Annotated in this window: 22 protein-coding genes; 14 read left to right on the forward strand and 8 right to left on the reverse strand. The window is 65.3% G+C overall.

Features of this window, described 5'->3' with window-relative positions; all coding sequences use genetic code 11:
• The first annotated feature begins 41 nt into the window (after positions 1-41).
• Positions 42-1,268 carry a hypothetical protein gene (locus tag KY495_RS19785; RefSeq protein ID WP_219881037.1) on the forward strand — a complete coding sequence of 409 codons (1,227 nt, stop codon included), beginning with the start codon at positions 42-44 and terminating at the stop codon, positions 1,266-1,268.
• A gap of 6 nt (positions 1,269-1,274) precedes the next feature.
• Here KY495_RS19785 and KY495_RS19790 read toward each other — a convergent pair whose 3' ends face one another.
• Entirely contained in the window at positions 1,275-1,634 is a 360-nt protein-coding gene (locus tag KY495_RS19790) for a hypothetical protein (protein WP_219881038.1), read from the reverse strand.
• A gap of 2 nt (positions 1,635-1,636) precedes the next feature.
• Here KY495_RS19790 and KY495_RS19795 point away from each other — a divergent pair, with 2 nt between their 5' ends.
• Positions 1,637-2,323 carry an NUDIX hydrolase gene (locus KY495_RS19795; protein WP_219881039.1) on the forward strand — a complete coding sequence of 229 codons (687 nt, stop codon included), beginning with the start codon at positions 1,637-1,639 and terminating at the stop codon, positions 2,321-2,323.
• A 7-nt stretch (positions 2,324-2,330) separates the two neighbouring features.
• Here the strand turns inward: KY495_RS19795 and KY495_RS19800 are convergent, their stop codons facing one another.
• The 5 genes from KY495_RS19800 to KY495_RS19820 form a co-directional block, all read right to left on the reverse strand.
• Entirely contained in the window at positions 2,331-2,585 is a 255-nt protein-coding gene (locus KY495_RS19800; protein ID WP_219881040.1) for a hypothetical protein, read from the reverse strand.
• A 62-nt stretch (positions 2,586-2,647) separates the two neighbouring features.
• The gene (locus tag KY495_RS19805; protein ID WP_219881041.1) at positions 2,648-2,917 is read right to left on the reverse strand and encodes a DUF5985 family protein; all 270 of its coding nucleotides are present in this window, start codon (positions 2,915-2,917) and stop codon (positions 2,648-2,650) included.
• A 5-nt stretch (positions 2,918-2,922) separates the two neighbouring features.
• Positions 2,923-3,180, reverse strand: a complete 258-nt coding sequence (locus KY495_RS19810) for a DUF5985 family protein (protein WP_219881042.1) — start codon at positions 3,178-3,180, stop codon at positions 2,923-2,925.
• The gene (locus KY495_RS19815) at positions 3,180-3,515 is read right to left on the reverse strand and encodes a hypothetical protein (RefSeq protein ID WP_229518381.1); all 336 of its coding nucleotides are present in this window, start codon (positions 3,513-3,515) and stop codon (positions 3,180-3,182) included. The genes KY495_RS19810 and KY495_RS19815 overlap by 1 nt, the downstream gene beginning before the upstream one ends.
• A 148-nt stretch (positions 3,516-3,663) precedes the next feature.
• Entirely contained in the window at positions 3,664-5,451 is a 1,788-nt protein-coding gene (locus KY495_RS19820; protein ID WP_219881044.1) for an alpha/beta hydrolase, read from the reverse strand.
• Between the two features lie 145 nt (positions 5,452-5,596).
• Here KY495_RS19820 and KY495_RS19825 point away from each other — a divergent pair, with 145 nt between their 5' ends.
• From KY495_RS19825 to KY495_RS19835, 3 genes are all read left to right on the forward strand, one after another.
• Entirely contained in the window at positions 5,597-6,070 is a 474-nt protein-coding gene (locus tag KY495_RS19825; RefSeq protein WP_229518382.1) for a YsnF/AvaK domain-containing protein, read from the forward strand.
• Positions 6,042-7,226, forward strand: a complete 1,185-nt coding sequence (locus tag KY495_RS19830) for a YsnF/AvaK domain-containing protein (RefSeq protein ID WP_219881045.1) — start codon at positions 6,042-6,044, stop codon at positions 7,224-7,226. The genes KY495_RS19825 and KY495_RS19830 overlap by 29 nt, the downstream gene beginning before the upstream one ends.
• Before the next feature lie 141 nt (positions 7,227-7,367).
• Positions 7,368-8,147: a hypothetical protein gene (locus tag KY495_RS19835; RefSeq protein WP_219881046.1), complete on the forward strand. Its 780-nt coding sequence runs from the start codon at positions 7,368-7,370 to the stop codon at positions 8,145-8,147.
• Positions 8,148-8,159: 12 nt separating this feature from the next.
• Here the strand turns inward: KY495_RS19835 and KY495_RS19840 are convergent, their stop codons facing one another.
• Both KY495_RS19840 and KY495_RS19845 read right to left on the reverse strand, forming a co-directional pair.
• Positions 8,160-9,155, reverse strand: a complete 996-nt coding sequence (locus tag KY495_RS19840) for a diguanylate cyclase (protein ID WP_374040965.1) — start codon at positions 9,153-9,155, stop codon at positions 8,160-8,162.
• A 116-nt stretch (positions 9,156-9,271) separates the two neighbouring features.
• Entirely contained in the window at positions 9,272-10,117 is an 846-nt protein-coding gene (locus KY495_RS19845; protein WP_219881047.1) for a sensor histidine kinase, read from the reverse strand.
• A 174-nt stretch (positions 10,118-10,291) separates the two neighbouring features.
• Between KY495_RS19845 and queE the strand changes: the two genes are divergently transcribed.
• The 9 genes from queE (at position 10,292) to KY495_RS19890 (ending at position 18,379) form a co-directional block, all read left to right on the forward strand.
• The gene (gene queE, locus KY495_RS19850) at positions 10,292-10,927 is read left to right on the forward strand and encodes a 7-carboxy-7-deazaguanine synthase (RefSeq protein ID WP_219881048.1); all 636 of its coding nucleotides are present in this window, start codon (positions 10,292-10,294) and stop codon (positions 10,925-10,927) included.
• A gap of 34 nt (positions 10,928-10,961) precedes the next feature.
• Positions 10,962-11,408: a 6-carboxytetrahydropterin synthase QueD gene (queD, locus tag KY495_RS19855; RefSeq protein WP_219881049.1), complete on the forward strand. Its 447-nt coding sequence runs from the start codon at positions 10,962-10,964 to the stop codon at positions 11,406-11,408.
• Positions 11,401-11,895: a tRNA adenosine(34) deaminase TadA gene (tadA, locus tag KY495_RS19860; RefSeq protein ID WP_219881050.1), complete on the forward strand. Its 495-nt coding sequence runs from the start codon at positions 11,401-11,403 to the stop codon at positions 11,893-11,895. The genes queD and tadA overlap by 8 nt, the downstream gene beginning before the upstream one ends.
• 103 nt (positions 11,896-11,998) lie before the next feature.
• On the forward strand, positions 11,999-12,820 hold the full coding sequence (locus tag KY495_RS19865; protein ID WP_307728208.1) for an alpha/beta fold hydrolase: 822 nt from the start codon (positions 11,999-12,001) through the stop codon (positions 12,818-12,820).
• An 11-nt stretch (positions 12,821-12,831) separates the two neighbouring features.
• Positions 12,832-13,755 carry an alpha/beta fold hydrolase gene (locus KY495_RS19870; RefSeq protein WP_219881052.1) on the forward strand — a complete coding sequence of 308 codons (924 nt, stop codon included), beginning with the start codon at positions 12,832-12,834 and terminating at the stop codon, positions 13,753-13,755.
• Positions 13,752-14,669: a muramoyltetrapeptide carboxypeptidase gene (gene ldcA, locus KY495_RS19875; RefSeq protein WP_219881053.1), complete on the forward strand. Its 918-nt coding sequence runs from the start codon at positions 13,752-13,754 to the stop codon at positions 14,667-14,669. The genes KY495_RS19870 and ldcA overlap by 4 nt, the downstream gene beginning before the upstream one ends.
• Positions 14,662-15,930: an FAD-binding oxidoreductase gene (locus tag KY495_RS19880; RefSeq protein WP_219881054.1), complete on the forward strand. Its 1,269-nt coding sequence runs from the start codon at positions 14,662-14,664 to the stop codon at positions 15,928-15,930. The genes ldcA and KY495_RS19880 overlap by 8 nt, the downstream gene beginning before the upstream one ends.
• Positions 15,927-17,093 (forward strand): DUF418 domain-containing protein, encoded by a 1,167-nt coding sequence (locus tag KY495_RS19885; protein ID WP_219881055.1) that lies wholly within the window; start codon positions 15,927-15,929, stop codon positions 17,091-17,093. Before KY495_RS19880 ends, KY495_RS19885 begins: the two co-directional genes overlap by 4 nt.
• 14 nt (positions 17,094-17,107) lie before the next feature.
• A complete protein-coding gene (locus KY495_RS19890) occupies positions 17,108-18,379 on the forward strand; it encodes a glycerate kinase (protein WP_219884343.1) in 1,272 nt (423 codons plus the stop codon).
• Positions 18,380-18,429: the final 50 nt, after the last annotated feature.

Raw genomic sequence — 18,429 nt, forward strand, 5'->3', positions numbered from 1 at the left:
TTTGCTACCATGGCGGCATTGCTCACTTTGCGACTGTCGCCATGCCCAAGAATAAACGCCCCGTCCCACGTAAATCGCATACGCCCGCCCTGGACGAAGCCGAACTGCTGTCGCGCCAGCTCGCGACGCTGGCGCTGGCACTGGCGGAAAGTGAACACGGTGATGACACCGACGAGGACGGCGAGGACGAGCCGGGTCAGGCCAGCGTGGCAGAGCAGCGCGCCGCCTTTGACAAGCTGCTGCGCAACGCGCTGCGCAACAAGAACGATGAGGTACTCTACGGCGCCATTGAAATGGCGCGCGACGAGGATGTGGGCGCGTATGCCTTCTTGCGCGAGGCCATTGGCGAAGCCAGTGCCACCCTGGTGGTGCGCAAGGAGGGCAGGCCGGCGATGGAAGTGACTGCCTTTGCCATTCCCCTGTTCGTGGGCAGCGAAGGCGGCCTGCGCGAGGAGCAGACTTTCCAGGACGGGGAAGCCTTCGAGTTGCTGCGCGAGAGTTTCGTTGCGGGCGCTCTGGAAAGTCCACAGGCGAGCGTGGTACTGCTCAGCCATGCCTACGATCCGGGCGAGGCCGAGCGCATCACCTACAGCATGCTGCACGAGATGACGCGCGACGCCGCCGCCAGCATGACCGAGAAAAAACTGGTCGCGCGGCCGGCGCTGGAACAAAGCATGTCCGGCTGGTCCGGCACCCGCTTCGGTCCCGCCGACCGGGCGCTGGAACTGCGCTTTTTGATCGGATTTGCCATGAAGCGCGCCGACGACCCTTTTTACCAGGTCCCGTCCGGCGAGGCCGAGGCCGACCGCTATTTCGAGGAGCGCCTGGCGCGCTACCGCACCTGGACCGCCACGGCGGCGCCACTGGTGCGGCGCTGCCTGGGGCCGGCGCCGGATCGCCTGGAAATCAACTTCCTGTATCAAGACCTGTTTTTCGGCGCCCGCGAGCAAGGCATGGCCGAGCTGGACATGCTGGCCATGTTGGCCGAACTGAGCGCGGCGCAGGCCGGTCACGGCGGCGCCGTCAACGCGGTCGTGGGGCCGGCCGACGCCGGCGGCAGCATGCAGCTGCAGGTGTGCCTGCGCAGCAGTGAAGGGGAGGTGCTGGCGCGCGCCGGCCGCCCGCTCGATCTGGCGGCGGACCTGGAGACGGAAGTGCTCGATATCTGCGACGCCCTGGCCACGCTGGGCATTGACCACGTGTCGGTGGCGCTGCGCTTTGGCCCGGACGGCGTGCCCTGGGACGAGCAGCCCTTTCGCCTGCCTTAAAGAGGCTCAGGGTGCGCGCGCCAGCAAGACCCAGGACACGGCAATGACCATCATCCCGGTCAGCGCCACGCAAGACCAGGTATAGCAGCCGGCACTGAGCAGGGCAGCTCCCGTATGGCGCTCAAGCAGGCCGCCCAGCGCAAACCCGATGGCGCTGAGCCAGGCCCAGCGCCGCAGGTAGATGGGCAGGTAGCGCCGCATGTAGCGGTTGTGCTGCAGGGCGGCGTGGCGCTGGTACAGGTCGCGCGCCGCCTGGACGTCGCAAAACATCCAGTCAAAGAAGATGAAGCGATACCACAGGGTCAAAAATGGCAGCTCGGCCGCCTGGGGCAGGGTCTGCGCTCTGGAGTCTCGGTGGTCCGCCATGCTTGCCTCCTTGGTTGCCGGGCCGCCAGCGGCCAGCTTCACTATATACCGGCTGGGGCGCCGGTGGCGTGCGCGAGAGCAGCTACCGTATTCCATCACGCATCATTGCCGCCGCGGCCGGTGCCGGCTGCGTACTGCTTGCCAGATCCGGGCTGGCCGCGCAATATGGATGGGATGAACCAGTCCATGATGCACCAGCGCGGCGATTGCCGCCGTCAGGCGCGCTGCGAGCGCCCATCTTGCCCTGCCCGGGTGGCGCCGTGAGCGCGCCATTGCCCGTTTCCTGCGGTACCTTGGTGGTCAACCCGCAGGGGCAGCTGTTGCTGTGTCACGTGACCAATACGGCGCGCTGGGATATTCCCAAGGGAATGCAGGACGAGGGGGAAACGCCCCTGCAGGCGGCAATGCGGGAACTGATGGAAGAAGCGGGCGTGTGCCTGCCAAAGGCGCTGTTTGAAGATCTGGGCAGCTTTGACTACCGGCGCGACAAGCGCCTGCACCTGTTCCGGGTGGCGGTAGCAGACGAACTGGGCGACCTGTCGCAGCTGGCCTGCACCAGTTTCTTCCCCCATCCCAAGACGGGCCGGCCCACACTGGAGGCCGATGGCTTCCGCTGGGCCGGGCGCGACGAACTGGCGCAACTGTGCTGGCCGCGCATGGGCCAGCTGCTGCTATCGCTGCAGTGGTAGCGCCGCCTCAGGTGGAACCGGCTTGCGGCTTGCCCTCCGCGGGCGCACGCAGTGCGTCGGCAACCGCCTGCGCCGGCTTGGCCTGCGCGGTATCCTTGGGCATGGCGCCAACGCGGCGGGCCTCATCCGATTGCAGGTCAAAGGCCACTTCTTCGGCCACTTGCAGGTTGGGGTCGGTCTGGTCGGCCGGCAGCAGGCTCTCGGAACGGTTGTCCTGCTGGGGCTCGGTGCGGGCGGCGCTGGTGTGGGGTGGCTGAGTCATGGACATCTCCGGCAAATGAGTATGTGCCGATTGTGCCAAAAGCGGCGCCGCCCCGGCGCGCGCTAGGGGCGGTTCTTACGCTGGGGCAGGTTCTTTTCCAGGATGGCCCACAGAATCAGGGCATACGCGGCCAGGCGAATCAGGTACTGCAAGGGCGAGGCTTCGTTCTGCACCATTTCGAGCGTGCCGTAGACGCGGTGCGCACCCTCGATCATGAACGAGAGGGCAAAATACAGGAAGAAGCGGTCCTTGGTGTCGCGCCAAAAACGCAGGAAGAACAGGGCGATGATCATCGATCCCATGGCAATGGCGCCGGCAAGCAGGTGCGTCATGGGCGCTACTCCTTTTCGAAAATGAGGCCGTACAGCAGCAGGGCGACGGCAAACAGGGCGGCAAACAGGCGCAATGGCAGCAGGTACACGTCCGGGAACACGACCTTGTCGAGCGTGAGCAGGATATTGTTGACCGTCATGCAGACAAAGCACAGGCCGCTCCAGAACAGCAGGCGGTGGCCCGTGCGCCGATAACTGCTGAGCAGCAGCCAGGCACATGCCAGCGAGGTGATCGTGCACAGCAAATAGATGATGATCGCCATCAGGTGTCCTTTCGCCATTTGAACGCGTCGGCGAACTGTTGTGCCTTGCGCTCGAGCCGGGAATGTATCAGGTGGGTCACTTCGACCAGCTGGCGCGCGTACAGGTCGGCCAGGCTGTCGATGGTGGCGCGCAGCGCAGGGCTGACAGGTGCATAGGCATAGGCGAGGGGCTGGTCGGGTTCACCGCGGGCCAGCGCCATGCCGCTCTCGCACAGGTCCGACAGCAGGGACTGGGCCAGCTTTTCGCCAATGTACAGGCGCGCGGCCAGGGTGGCGGCATTCCAGAAGGCCGGTTCGGCCGCCCGCAGCAGCAGCAGTGCCTCAAGATGAGGCACCGAGGGGATGCTGGTCAGAACGAAGCGTCGTATGTCTTCTGGTAAGGGGGGTGCCGCCATGTGGGTTCAGAAGTTCCGGTATTTGTGCTGGCCAATATCGTATTGTATTCGATTCCATGTTGCAATGTTAACTCAATCGTGCGCAGCCTTATCGCTCCAGAACATAGCTTCCCGGGGCCGCGCCCAGCCCCGGCGCGACTGCGCGCGGCGCGGCGGCGGCCTGGCCATCCTGGCACTGCAGCCAGTCCAGCCAGGCCAGCCACCATGAACCTTCCCGTTCCTGCGCCGCTTCCAGCCAGCGGTCGGGGTCGAGGTAGCAGGCGCCCGGCTTGCGCAGCGCCGTGTAGTAATGCCGCCCCTTGTGGCCCGGCTCGCTGACGATGCCCGCATTGTGGCCGCCGCTGGTGAGCACGAACTGCACGTCGCACGAGGGCATCAGGTGCAGCTTGTACACCGAGCGCCAGGGCGAGACATGGTCGCTAATGGTGGCCACGGCAAAGATGGGCAGGCGCATGTCGGACAGGGCGACCGGCCTGCCGTCCACACGGTAACGGCCGGAAAACAGATCGTTATTGAGGAACAGCCGGCGCAGGTAGTCGCTGTGCATGCGCCACGGCATGCGGGTGGTGTCGGCATTCCAGGCCATGAGGTCGGTCATCGGGGCACGCCGGCCCAGCAGGTACTGGTTGACGGCCAGCGACCACACCAGGTCATTGCTGCGCAGCAGGCGGAAGGCGCCGGCCATCTGCCGGTTGTCGAGATAGCCCTGCTGCCACATCAGGTCTTCGAGCCACGCGATCTGGCTCTCGTCGATAAACAGCATCAGTTCGCCCGCCTCGCTGAAATCGGTCTGGGCCGCCAGCAGCGTCATGGACTTGAGCGGGCCCGGCCCACTCTCGCCGCAGCCCAGCGCTGCCGCGGCAATTGCCAGCAGGGTGCCGCCGAGGCAATAGCCGACGGCATTGATGGCCTGCCCGGGAATGATGCTGCGTACCTGGTCGATGGCGGCCATGACGCCGTCGCGCAGGTAGTCGTCCATGCCAAGCTCGCGGTCCGCGGGGCCCGGGTTGTGCCACGAAATCATGAATACCGTATGGCCGTTCTCGACCAGGAAGCGCACCAGCGAATTGTGGGGCGAGAGGTCGAGGATGTAGTACTTCATGATCCAGGCCGGCACGATCAGGATGGGGGCGGCATGCACGCTGTCGGTAGCCGGGCTGTACTGGATCAGTTCGATCAGGCGGTTGCGGAACACCACCCGTCCCGGCGTGACCGCCACCTCGTGTCCGGGACGGAAGGCTTCGCTACCGGCGGGCGGCGCGCCGGCAGCACGGCGCTGCAGGTCGTCGAGCAAATTGACGGCGCCGCGCACCAGGTTGGCGCCGCCTTCGGTGGCAATGGCGGCCCCCACTTCCGGATTGGTGGCAATGAAATTGACCGGCGAGAACAGGTCAAGCAGCTGGCGCGCCACGAACGACACCACCTGTTCGTGGTGCCGGGTCACGCCATCAATGCCGGTGGTGGCATTGAACCACCACTGCTGGTTGAGCAGGAAGGCTTGCTGCAGCAGGTTGTACGGCCATTGCTGCCACAGGGGGCCGCGAAAGCGCCGGTCCTGGGGCAGCGGTTCGATGCATGGCGGCGCCGCCAGGCCCAGCGTGGCGCGCGCGGCGTAATGGAGCCAGCGCAGGTCCTTGCGCACCGCCTTTTCCAGCAGCCGCTGCCACTTGCCGGGCGACTGCGCCAGGTGCCAGGCCCAGTCGATGCCAGCCAGGGCCAGGCTGCCCGGCGCCACGCCCTGCGTGGCCTGCCCCATGAACGCATGGAGCAGGCGGTCGATGTCGGTGGGCGGCTCCGGCGGCTCCGGGTGCAGGGCGGTAATGTCGCGCCGCTTTTGCCAATCCTTCCTGCGTTCCTGCTCAAACGACGCGGTCATGTGCACGCTCCTGTTGATCGATATCTGCAAGCTTGCTGGCCTCATCGAACAGGTACTTGATTAGCGTCAATGGTGTGAGGCTGGCCTGCGATTTGCTGTACTCTAAATTGCTCATATGGCAGCACATTGCAAGGAGCGTAGAACCATGGCGACAGATTCACCTTCCACTGCGGATGACGGCGACACGGTCATGCCGGTCATGCGTGAAGATGTACAGGTCGGGACCCGTCAAGTGGACACCGGCCGTGGCGTGCGCATCCACAAGACGGTGAGTGAACAGCCTCACCACATCGACCAGACCCTGCTGCGCGAAGCCGTCAATGTGCGGCGGATTCCGGTCGACAAAATAGTGTCCCTCACTGAAGCGCCGGTGGCGCGCCAGGAAGGCGACACATTGATTGTGCCAATTCTGGAGGAAATCCTGGTCGTTGAAAAACGACTTCGCATCAAGGAGGAGATTCACATCACGCGTACCGCCCAGCAGGAACCGTATGCCGAGACCGTGATGCTGCGGTCCGAGCATGTTTCTGTCGAGCGGTTTGACGATTCATCTGCAACTGAAGTGACATCACCTAACGGAGGAAATCATCATGAAGCACACACTCGTAGCCGTATTTGACAACCGTACCGACGCCCAGAAGGCACTTGAGGACCTGGCCTCATCGGGCTTCTCGCGCCAGTGCGTCCGTCTCTCCGAAGGCGATACCACCGGCCAGACCGGGATCAGCAGCAGCGGCACCACCGGCACCACCGGCACCACGGCCCGCAGCGATGACATGGATGACGATGGCTCGTTCGGTGCGAGCATCCGCAACTTCTTTGGCGACCTGTTCGGCAATGACCGCAGCGAAGACTACCGCATGTATTCCGAGGCCGTCTCGCGCGGCAATTATGTGCTGACCCTGGACGCCGACAGCGAGCCGGAAGTCGAGCGCGCAGCAGACATTGTCGAACGCTATGGCCCGATCGATATTGACGAGCATGCCCAGCAGTGGGGCGTGATGGGCCAGGACAGCGCGCGCATGGGCAGCAGTGGCCGTCAGCAGTCGCAGTCCATGTCGCAGCAGGCCGCCCTCGGTTCCTCGCAGGGGCTGCTCGGCGGGCAGCTGCAGGGTTCACAGCTGCAGGGTTCGCAGCAGTACCAGGATACCGCTTCCCAGCGCGTGGGCGAGGGCAAGTCCATCCCCGTCATCCAGGAAGAGCTCAAGGTGGGCAAGCGCGAAGTGCAGCGCGGCGGCGTGCGCGTCTACAACCGCCTGGTCGAGACGCCCGTCAATGAAACCGTGGGCCTGCGCGAAGAGCATGTCAATGTCGAGCGCCACGCGGTGGACCGTCAGATCGATCCGGCCGACCTGAACGCATTCAAGGAAACCACCATTGAAATGCGCGAGACGGCCGAAGAGGCAGTGGTGGAAAAAACCGCGCGCGTGGTCGAGGAAGTGGTGGTGGACAAGCAGGTCACCCAGCATCAGCAGCAGATCAACGACACGGTGCGCCATACCGAAGTGGAAGTCGAACAGCTCTCGGCGGAAGACGACACCTATTTCCGCAATCATTACCAGAGCAGCCTGGCCAGCTCGGGGCAGCGCTATGAAGACTATGCGCCCGCCTACAGCTACGGCAACAGCATGGCGCGCAGCGAGATGTACCGGGGCCGTCCATGGAACGATGTCGAACCCGAACTGCGCAGTGACTGGGAATCGCGCAACAGCGGCTCGACCTGGGAAAACATGAAGGCTGCCGTGCGGCACGGCTGGGAACGCATGACTTCCTGACCCTTGCCATCGCCCCCGCGTGCGGGGGCGCAAGGCTGCTGAAGGGCGGGCCGGACATGGACATTCGTAAAGCTTGTACAAATGGTAATTTCCCGTGGTAGGATAGGCGAATTACCTGATACTGACTTTGTCGATGCGACCATGATCCGGCCCGCCCTTCTTCTTTGCTTCTTCCTGGCCGCCAGCGCGCTGCCCGCGCCACCAGTGCTCGCTGCGCCGGCCGGCAGTGCCGTCTTCACCGCCCCGTGCGGGGCCGTCCAAGCGCGCAAGAAGCAGGCGGGCGACCTGTCTTACCAGACCATGTGGCGCATGCAGACACGGGTATCGGCCATGCTGCCGCGCACGGCGCAGCTGATCACGCCTGTGCTGCGCCTGACGCTCGACGAGATGGGCGAGCGCGAGCGCCTGGAATTCCTGCCCCCGGTCTGGGGCCTGGCCGTCATCGGCAAGACGCTGGACACCGTGCTGCCGATGCGCCGTGGCGGCTATTTCGAAGTGCCGGCCATTGCCCAGGCCCAGGCCCGGCAAGAAGATGCGATCGTGCGCTTCAATATCGCGCCCCAGTCAAAAACGTTCGAGGTGGCCTGGCAGGTGGCCGTTCCCGACGGCGGCAGCATGCCGTATGCCCGGCTGGCCCAGGCATTTGACGAACTCCGGCTCGCCCAGCAGGAAATGGCCTGGTGGGACATCATGGTAATGGAGGAAAAAAATGCCCGCTTCGATGCCGTGCGCGCCTGCTTTGCCGACGAAGGCGGGCGCATCCTGGTCGATGGCATGCCGGCCGGTACCGCGCTCAGCCCGCACTGCATCTTGCTGCCGTTCGAGCCGGTGCGCGCATCCGGCCACACGCAGCTGGTATTTGCCGGTGCGCTTGACTCGGTGACGCTGGACCGGCGCGCCAAGTACAGCGGCACGCCTTGAGCGGCTTTTCCCTCAAGCCACTTCCGTGGCGGGCAGGCTGATCCGGTTCCTGCCCATGTGCTTGGCGCGGTAGAGGGCGGCGTCGGCAATGGCCAGGAGCTGGCTGGGATCCGTGTCCGGGGCGGCAAAGGCCGTGGCCGCACCAATGCTCACCGTCACATGCCTGTTGCTGCCGCTGCCATGGGGCACCAGCAGCTGCTCGACCCTGCAGCGGATGCGTTCGGCCACGATGGCCGCGCCCTTGAGCGACTGGTTGGGCAGGATCACGGCGAATTCCTCGCCCCCGTAGCGCGCCACCAGGTCATTGGCACGCATTTCCTTGGCCACCGCGCAGGCAATGCGCTTGAGACATTCGTCGCCGCCCAGATGGCCGTTGGCATCGTTGTACGCCTTGAAATTGTCGACATCGACCATCAGCAGCGACAAGGGCTGGTGCTGGCGGGTGGCGCGCGCCCATTCGGCGCGCAGCGTTTCATCAAAGCAGCGCCGATTGGCCAGGCCGGTCAGCCCATCGCGCGTGGCAAGCTGCTGCAGCGCGTTTTGCGCCGCCTTTTCGTCCGTGATGTCGCGCAGCGTCTGGACCACGGCGGCAAGTTCACCATCATCGTCAAATATCGGGCTGGCATCGGCGGCAATGTAGCGCCGTTTGCCCGAGCGCGGCATGTCGCACCAGGTTTCGGCGCACAAGGCGCTGCCGGTGAGGGCATCGCGTCCCACGTGCAGGTACAGGTGGTCGATTTCGTCCATCCGGTCCTGGATCACCAGGTCGGCCAGGGTGGGGCGGGCAGTGTCGTAAAAGCTGCGCCAGTGTTCGCGCGTGCCCACCATTTCGTGGGCCGGCACCCCCGTCAGCTTCTCGCAGGCCCGGTTCCAGATCACCACCCGGCACTCGGTATCGAGCACGAAGGCGGGAACGGCCAGCATTTCCAGCATCCTGATGGCAAAGGCGCGCTCCGGGTCCGGCGCCTGGAAGCGCGGCATTGGCTGGGCAGGTTGTATGCTGGTCATCACTATTCCTGTTTAACTATCCTGGGGGCAAATAATTGACTGCCGACAAGTCGATTCTGCGCCAGCCGTCGAACATTCTTTTGATCTACAACAAACGCGTGAGCCTTGCGGTTGCCTTACTGCACGGCATAGGCCTGCGGAACGGGATACGACAGGCGCACCAGGGTGCCGACCCCAGGTTTACTTTCCACCACCACCTTGCCGCCGATGGCGGCAGCCCGTTCGCGGATGCCGGGCAGGCCGCTGCCGCGCTGCAGGGCGCCGCTTGGCATGCCCACGCCGTTGTCGCGCACCGACATGGTGAGCACGCCGCCGCAGCGTTGTAGCTCGACAACGACTTGCGTGGCGTGGGCATGGCGCGCCACGTTACACAGCGTTTCCTGAAGGATGCGGAACACGGCCGCATCGCGCTCATCATCGGGTGGACAATCAAAGACGCCCGGCTCGGCCCGCAGCTGATGCTCTACATTGTGCATGCGCGACAGGTCGGCCAGCTGGCTGGCAATGGCAGTGGCGAGCCCGGCCGACAGGGCCAACGGACGCAGGTCATTGATGACCGCGCGCAGGGAGGCAATGGTCTGGTCCAGGTTGCCCATCATGGAATCGACCTTCTGCGTGATTTGGGGATGGGCGCCGGTCGTGCTGACATGCAGCAGCGACAGGTCGATGCGCAGGGCCAAGAGGTTCTGGCCCAGGTCGTCATGGATATCGCGCCCGATGCGCTGGCGCTCGGCTTCGCGCACGGTTTCCTGCTGCTTGGCCAGCTTGCACAGCGACATATGGGTGCTCGAGAGGGCGCGCTCGGCCGTTTCGCGGGCATGCTGTTCCACGGCCAGCTGCGCTTCCAGGTCGGCCAGGCGGTCGTCCAGGCGGAGGTGGCGCCTCAGCAAGGCTTGAAAGCCCCATCCCAGCAGCGTCATCCAGGCAATTGCAAGCAGCATGGTCGGGTAGGTAGCGTTCATGGCATCCTTGGGCATGAGATTGGGCGGGACAGGCTCACGATAGCGCTGCCAGCCCCGACCTATCTTGTCTGAGATCAACTGAGTTTCGTTTGAGAACTAAAATGCGCGCTACCGGTTTTGTGGAACCCGCCCGGCTATTGCTATAATGGAGGGTTGACGTTAGGGGCAATGGCCGTGACTTACAGTATTAAAGAGATTTTCTACACCTTGCAGGGCGAGGGCGCCCATGCGGGACGCCCGGCCGTGTTCTGCCGTTTTGCCGGCTGCAACCTGTGGACCGGGCGCGAGAGCGACCGGGCCGGCGCCGTCTGCACCTTTTGCGACACCGATTTTGTCGGGACCGACGGCGAACTGGGCGGCAAGTTCGCCAGCGCCGCGTCCCTGGCCGCGCGCATCGACTCCCTGTGGCCCCCCACGCACGCCGCCAGCAAGTACGTGGTCTTTACGGGCGGCGAGCCCCTGCTGCAGCTGGACGCGGCGCTGATTGCGGCGATGCACGAGGCCGGCTTTACGATTGCCATTGAAACCAATGGCACCTTGCCGGTGCCGCCCGGGGTGGACTGGATTTGCGTCAGCCCCAAGATGGGCGCAAAACTGGTGGTGGAAAAGGGGAGCGAGCTGAAGGTCGTGATTCCGCAAACGGGCCAGGATCTGCACGCCTACGAGCACCTGGACTTCGACAATTTCTTCGTGCAGCCCATGGATGGCCCGCTGGCCGAGTTCAACACGCGCCTGGCCATCGACACTTGCAAGCGCAATCCCAAGTGGAAGCTGAGCCTGCAAACCCACAAACTGCTGCACATTCCGTAACCGACACTGTCACCACTTTAAGCGCTACCTTTTCATGCTCACCATTACCCGCAAGCTCGAATTCGATGCCGGTCATCGCATTCCCGACCATAAGAGCCAGTGCCGCAATCTGCACGGCCACCGCTACACCCTGGAAATCACGCTGACCGGCGCCGTCATCCATGCCGAAGGCAATTCCGACAATGGCATGATCATGGACTTTTCCGACATCAAGGCCCTGGCCAAGGAACACCTGGTCGATGTCTGGGACCACGCCTTCCTGGTCTACGAAAAGGATGACAAGGTGCGCGACTTCCTGGCCACGCTGCCCGGCCACAAGACGGTGGTCATTGACCGCATTCCCACGGTGGAAAACCTGGCCCAGATCGCCTTTGACATCTTGCGCGCCACTTACACCGACCGCTACGGCACCGGCCTGCGCCTGCACAAGCTGGTGTTGCACGAAACGCCGAACTGCTGGGCCGAGATCACCGATGCCTGACGACGATTTCATGCGTCTGGCGCTGGAGCAGGCCGGCCACGCATGGGAGCGCGGCGAAGTGCCCGTAGGCGCGGTCGTGGTCAAGGATGGGCAGGTCATTGCCACCGGCTTCAACCAGAACATCGGCTGCCACGACCCCACCGCGCATGCCGAAATCGTGGCCCTGCGCGCGGCTGCGCAAAAGCTGGGCAATTACCGCCTGCCGGGCTGCGAACTGTACGTCACGCTCGAACCATGCGCGATGTGTTCGGGCGCCATGATGCATGCGCGCCTGGCGCGCGTGATCTATGGCGCTGCCGACCCCAAGACCGGCGCCTGCGGTTCGGTGCTCAACCTGTTCGGGCAGGCACAGCTCAATCACCACACGGCTTTGACCGGGGCCGTGCTGGCCGACGAAGCCGGCGCCATGCTGCGCTCTTTCTTTGCCGAGCGCCGGCGCGCGGCGGCCGCAGCGCGCGACGCGGCCGCCCCAGTCAAGCCGGCGTGAGTGCGGGCCGCCGCACGGGCGGCGCGGAAATGCTATGCTGGCGCAAAAAGAGCCGGTGCAACAAGGAAGACGCAGTACAGGATACGCAGTGCAGGAGAACAAGGTGCCACGCAAGAAAGTAATCAAGGAAAGCAAGGTCGAGACCGCGCCCGGACTGGTGCGGCTGGCACTGGAAATGCGCGCCCCCTGGGAGCTGGGCATGGCGCTCGCTTCCTGGCCCTTCACGCGCGTGGCGCCGCGCGGCGACAATCACCCGGTGCTCGTGTTCCCGGGCCTGGCCGCCGGCGACGTGACCACGCTCGTGATCCGGCGCTTTCTGAAAGACCTCGGTTACCCGGCGCATGCATGGGAGCAGGGCCTCAATTTCGGTCCCCGTCCCGGCGTGCTGGAAGCATGCATGGAGCGCATCACCGAGCTGCGCCAGGAATTCGGCCGGCCCGTCAGCCTGGTGGGCTGGAGCCTGGGCGGCGTGTACGCGCGCGAACTGGCCAAGATCATGCCCGGCGATGTGCGCCAGGTGATCACGCTCGGTTCGCCCTTTGCCGGCAGTCCCAGGGCCACCAATGCCTGGCGCGTCTACCAGCTGGTGTCGGGCGAGCGCGAGATTGACGAAGAGCGCTTCGCCTCGCTGCGGCAACGCCCGTCCGTGCCCACCACCTCCATTTTCAGCCGCACCGACGGCGTGGTGGCCTGGCAGTGCAGCGTGGAAGAAGAAACCGACCTTTCCGAGAACATCGAAGTGCATGCCAGCCACGTGGGCATGGGCGCCAATCCGAGCGCGCTGTACGCGATTGCCGATCGCCTGGCGCAGCCCGAGGGACAGTGGCAGCGCTTTGACCGCCAGGCGCACACGGGACTGAAAAAGCTGCTGTACCGTGATCCCGCCCGCGCCTCCTGGCCCAATCCGTTTTTCGGGTTCTACTAGGCGGGCACTGGATGCCTTACCTGATGTCCAACCGGATCCGGATCGCCTACGAGACTGCGGGCGACCCCAAGGATGTGCCCCTGTTGCTGATCATGGGCCTGGGCATGCAGATGACGGGCTGGCCCGATGCCCTCGTCGAGCAGCTGGTGGACATGGGGTTTTATGTGGTGCGCTTCGATAACCGCGATTGCGGCCTGTCGGACAAGTTCGAGCATGCCGGCACGCCGAGCGTGCCGCTTGCCTTGCTCAAGCACCTGGTGCGCTGGCCCCTCAAGGGGGCCTACAGCCTGCACGACATGGCCGCCGATGCCATGGGCGTGTTAAAGGCGCTTGGCATCAACAAGGCGCACGTGGTGGGCGCCTCCATGGGCGGCATGATCGCCCAGATCATGGCGGCCACCCATCCGGAGCGGGTGGCCAGCCTGACGTCCATCATGTCCACCAGCGGGCGGCGTGCCTTGCCGGGGCCGACGCGCGCGGCCCGGGCGGCGCTGCTGGCGCGTCCCCGGGGCAGCGATGCCGACAGCCTGATTGCCCATGGCGTCCATGTATTTCGCGTCATCGGCAGTCCGGCCTATCCCACCTCCGATAAAGCGCTGCGCGCGCGCATCGCCGCCAGCATCCGGCGCAATGTCTGCCCCGGTGGCGTCGCGCGCCAGATGCTGGCCATTGCCGCCTCGGGCGAGCGCTCCGGGCTGCTGGCCTCGATTCGCGTGCCCACGCTGGTGATTCACGGCGCCGCCGACCCGCTGGTGCCGCTGGCGGCCGGGATCGATACCGCGCGCCTGGTGCCGGGCGCGCGCCTGGAAGTCATTGAAGGCATGGGCCACGATTTGCCGGCCCAGCTGATCGAGCGGATTGCCGCCTTGATCGACGCCCATGCACACGGTAAGATAGGTCCGGACTCCACAGCGCGGCTCTTCGAACGACAGTGAACAATCTCAAAACCGGCATTGCCATCGTCGCGCCCAGCGGCTATACCCTCGACGACGCGGCCCTGGCACGTGGCATTGCGTGGTTCGAGGCGCAGGGCCACACCATTCACAATTATTTCGATACCTGCGGCGTGCACCAGCGCTTCGGCGGCACCGACGACGCGCGCCTGGCCCAGCTCGAGGCGGCCGTCGCCAATCCCGACGTGCAGGTCGTCATGGCCCTGCGCGGCCAGTATGGCCTGACGCGCCTGCTGCCGCAGATTGACTTTGCGCGCATGGCCGCCAGCGGCAAGATCTTTGTGGGGCACAGCGATTTCACGGCCTTCCAGATGGGCCTTCTGGCAAGGGCAGGGGGCGCCAGCTACGCCGGCCCCATGTTCCTGCCCGACTTTTGCGCCGGCGAGCCGGACGCATTTACGGTCAGCGAATTCTTCCAGTGCCTGGGCAGCCGCAATCACCGCATCACGCAGGCTGCGCGCCGCAATCCCACCCTCAACGTCAGCGGCACGGTCTGGGGCGGCAACCTGGCCATGCTCATGTCGCTGCTGGGCACCGGTTACTTTCCCGATATCGATGACGGCATCCTGTTCGTGGAAGACGTCAACGAGCACCCGTACCGGATTGAACGCATGCTGCTGCAATTGATGCAGGCCGGCGTGCTGGCGCGGCAAAAGGCGCTCATCCTGGGCGACTTTTCCGCCTACAAGATCACCCCGGCCGACAATGGCTATGATTTCGATGCCATGCTTGCCTACCTGCGCCAGACGCTGCCCTGTCCCGTGCTCACCGGCCTGCAGTTTGGCCACTGCGCCAGGCGCGTGACGATTCCCGTCGGGGCCCGGGCCACGCTGTGGTCGGACGCGGTCCACTTTGAACTTCTCATCAGCGGCTATCCCACCTTGAACAATGCCTGAGGCGCGCGACTACTACCGCGCCACGGCGCCGGCGGCCGCCTATCCCCCTCTGGCCGGCGCGCAGGATGCTGCCGTGTGCATCATTGGCGGCGGCTTTGCCGGGCTCTCCACGGCGCTGGCGCTGGCCGAGCGCGGCGTGCGCGATATCGTGCTGCTGGAAGGCGAATCCATCGGCTACGGCGCCTCGGGGCGCAATGGCGGCTTCGTGTTTGGCGGCTTCTCGCTGGGTGAACGGGCTATAATTGATACAGTTGGCGAAGAATCCGGCAAAAAACTGTATCGCATGACGCTGGAAGCCGTGGAGCTGATCCGCAAGCGCGTGCGCCAGTATGGGATTGACTGCGACATGCAGGAAGAGGGCGTCTACCTGGCCAACTGGTTCGACGACCAACGCATCCTCGAGCGTCAGCAGCGCTACATGCGCGAGCAGCTTGACGTCCACTGGGAGCGCCTGAGCCGCGCCCAGTTTGCAGAAAAGGTCAGCTCCGAGCGCTACTTCGGTGCCTTGTTCGAGCCGGCCGCGTTTCACTTCCATCCACTCAAATATGCGCAGGGCCTGGCCCGGGTACTGGCGCAAAAGGGCGTGCGCATCCACGAAGCGAGCAAGGTGACCGCTATCGACGCTGCGGGCACGGCCTGGCGTGTCGGGACCGGAGCCGGCCACGTGACTGCTGCCCAGGTGGTGGTGTGCTGCGGCGGCTACATCGACACCCTCTATCCGGCCCTGTCGCGCGCCGTGCTGCCCATTGCGACCTATGTGATGGTGACCGAAGCACTGGGCCCGCGCCTGGACAGCGCGCTCCATACCCGGGCCGCCATCTACGATACCCGCTTCGCGTTTGACTATTACCGTCCGCTGGCTGACACCCGCCTGCTGTGGGGCGGGCGCATCTCGATCCGCCAGCGCAGCGGCGAGGAAGTGGCGCGCCTCTTGTGCAAGGACATGCTCAAGGTCTATCCGCAGCTGGCAGGCACGCGGGTGGAGCATGCCTGGAGCGGCTTGATGAGCTATGGGCGGCACAAGATGCCGCAGCTGGGCCGGCTGCCGGATGGGATCTGGTACGGCCTCGGTTTCGGCGGGCACGGGGTGGCGCCCACCACGCTGGCAGGCGAAGTGCTGGGGGCCGCCATAGCCGGCGAGGGCGCCGACCTGGCCCGCTTTGGCAGCTGGGGCCTGCCGCCCACCTTTGGCCCGGCCGGCCTGCTGGCCGCGCAAGTGACCTACTGGTACTACGAGCTGCTTGACTGGATGCGCCAATGAAGGCGCAGCGCGTGGCGCGCATCGATGCCCTGCGCGGGCTGGCCGTGTTCGGGATCATGCTGGTCAATATATGGGGCTTCGTGTATGGCTTCGATCTGATCAGCGCCCCGGTGATGGGTGAAGTGCTCGGTGAGGCCGACAAGGCGGCGGTCTTTTTCAGCGCCGCCTTCGCGGAGCAGAAGTTCTATCCCATTTTCTCCTTCCTGTTCGGTGCCGGTTTTGCATTGCAGACGGGCGGCGCGCGCAGGCCCGGGCCGGCACTGGAGGCGATCAGGGCCACCTACCGGCGCCGCCTCCTGTGGCTGCTCGTTTGCGGCCTGGCCCACGCAACGCTCTTGTGGTTTGGCGATATTCTGGTGGCTTACGCGCTGACGGGCTTCTGGCTCGCCACAAAAATCGGGGCGCGGCCTGCGGCCCTGGTGCGTTCGTTCAAGATACTGGTGGCGGTCAATATGGGCATCATCGCCTTCACCCTCAGCTGGGTGTCGCTGCTGCCTGAACTGTTCCCTGGTGTCTTTGATCAGGCACCGCAGGACCTGATCAAGGCCTACACCATTTATACCGGCGGCAGCTGGGAAGCAGTCACCCTGCAGCGCCTGAACGACTACCTGATCAGTGTCGCCGGCTACGTGTTTGTGCTGCCGGTCCTGGCGCTGCTGTTCATGCTTGGCGTGCTTGCCGTGCGCCTGGGGTGGCTGCACCGTCCCGAGCGCCATCGGGAGCAGTGGCGCAATGTGCTGTGGGTGGGCCTGGCCATCGGTGTCCCCATCAATCTCGCGTGGGGGATCATCACGCTCGACAGCGTGCTGGCAGCCGGGCCTTCTGCCTCGTACTTTCCCGCCTCGGTGGCGGTTTCGGTGGCCGGACCGGCACTTGGCGCGGCCTATGTGGCCATGTTCATGCTGTCCGGCCCTGGCGTCGCGCGCATCCTGCAGCCGGTAGGGCGCATGGCGCTGACCAACTACCTGATGCAGTCGCTGCTGCTCATGCTGCTGCTGCAAGGCGTCGGCCTGGGCTGGGGCGCTGTTCTGTCGCGCGCAGGTTTGCTGGGCGTGGCGGCCGCGATCATGCTGTTCCAGCTGTGGTTCAGCCACTGGTGGCTCGCGCGGCATGCGCAGGGGCCGATGGAAACCCTGTGGCGGCGCTACACCTACCGCCGCTGATCGGCAAGGACCACATGACGCCCGAATCGGCCCGCCAGTTTTTGCGCGATCTGCACCAGGCAGCGCTGGCCGCGGTAAGCGCAGCGGCGTGCCTGCCGCCACAGCTGCCGCCACCTCCCGCCAAGGGCCGCACCATCGTGATCGGCGCCGGCAAGGCCGCGGCAGCCATGGCGCGCTGCGTGGAAGAGCACTGGCCGCAACCGCTCACGGGCCTGGTGGTGACGCGCTACGGCCACGGCGTGCCATGCCGCCAGATTGAAGTGATCGAAGCGGCGCACCCGGTCCCGGATGGCGCCGGGGTCGACGCCGCGCAGCGCATCCTCGCGCAGGTGCAGGGCCTGGGCCCCGACGACCTGGTTCTGTGCCTGCTCTCAGGGGGCGGCTCGGCGCTGCTGGCCCTGCCGGCACCGGGGATCACCCTCGCAGAGAAGCAGGAAATCAGCCGCGCCTTGCTGCGCAGCGGGGCCGCCATCGGCGAAATAAACTGTGTGCGCAAGCATCTGTCGGCCATCAAGGGCGGGCGCCTGGCACTGGCATGCGCTCCCGCGCGCGTGGCCACGCTGGTCGTGTCCGATGTGCCGGGTGACGATGCGGCCATTGTCGCCAGCGGCCCCACGCTGCCCGATGCGAGCACCTGCGCCGATGCGCTCGCCATCCTGGCCAGATATGGCATTGCCGTCCCTGCCAGTGTGGCCGGCTGGCTGGCCAGCGCGGCGGCCGAAACGCCCAAGCCCGGCGATCTTCGTTTTGCCGCGCATGGCTGCACCGTGGTCGCGCGCGCGTCGGACGCGCTGGAGGCAGCCGCCGCCTTTGCCCGCGCGGCCGGCATCACGCCCTATATCCTGTCCGATGCAATCGAGGGGGAGGCGCGCGAGGTGGCAAAAGTGCATGCGGCACTCGCGCGCGAAGTGGCGCGGCGCGGCAGGCCCTTTGGCGCACCATGCGTGATCCTGTCCGGCGGCGAAACCAGCGTGACCGTACGCGGCAACGGGCGGGGCGGGCGCAACGCCGAATTCATGCTGGCCCTGGCCATGGCACTCGATGGCCAGGAGCGAGTGTACGCCCTTGCCTGCGACACCGATGGCATTGACGGCTCGGAAAGCAACGCCGGCGCGATCGCCGATCCGGCCACACTGGCGCGCGCACAGGCGCTGGGCCTCGATGCTGGCGCGCTGCTGCACAATAACGACGCCTACCGCTTTTTCGACACCCTGGGCGAACTCATCTATACCGGCCCGACCCGGACCAACGTCAACGATCTGCGTGCCATCCTCGTATTATCTTGACGCTTTTGCATGTAAAATACGGCATCCCTCCCACCTTCTCTTGATGGAGC

Origin of the sequence: Massilia sp. PAMC28688 (assembly GCF_019443445.1) — a bacterium.
Classification (GTDB): Bacteria; Pseudomonadota; Gammaproteobacteria; order Burkholderiales; family Burkholderiaceae_D; genus Telluria_A.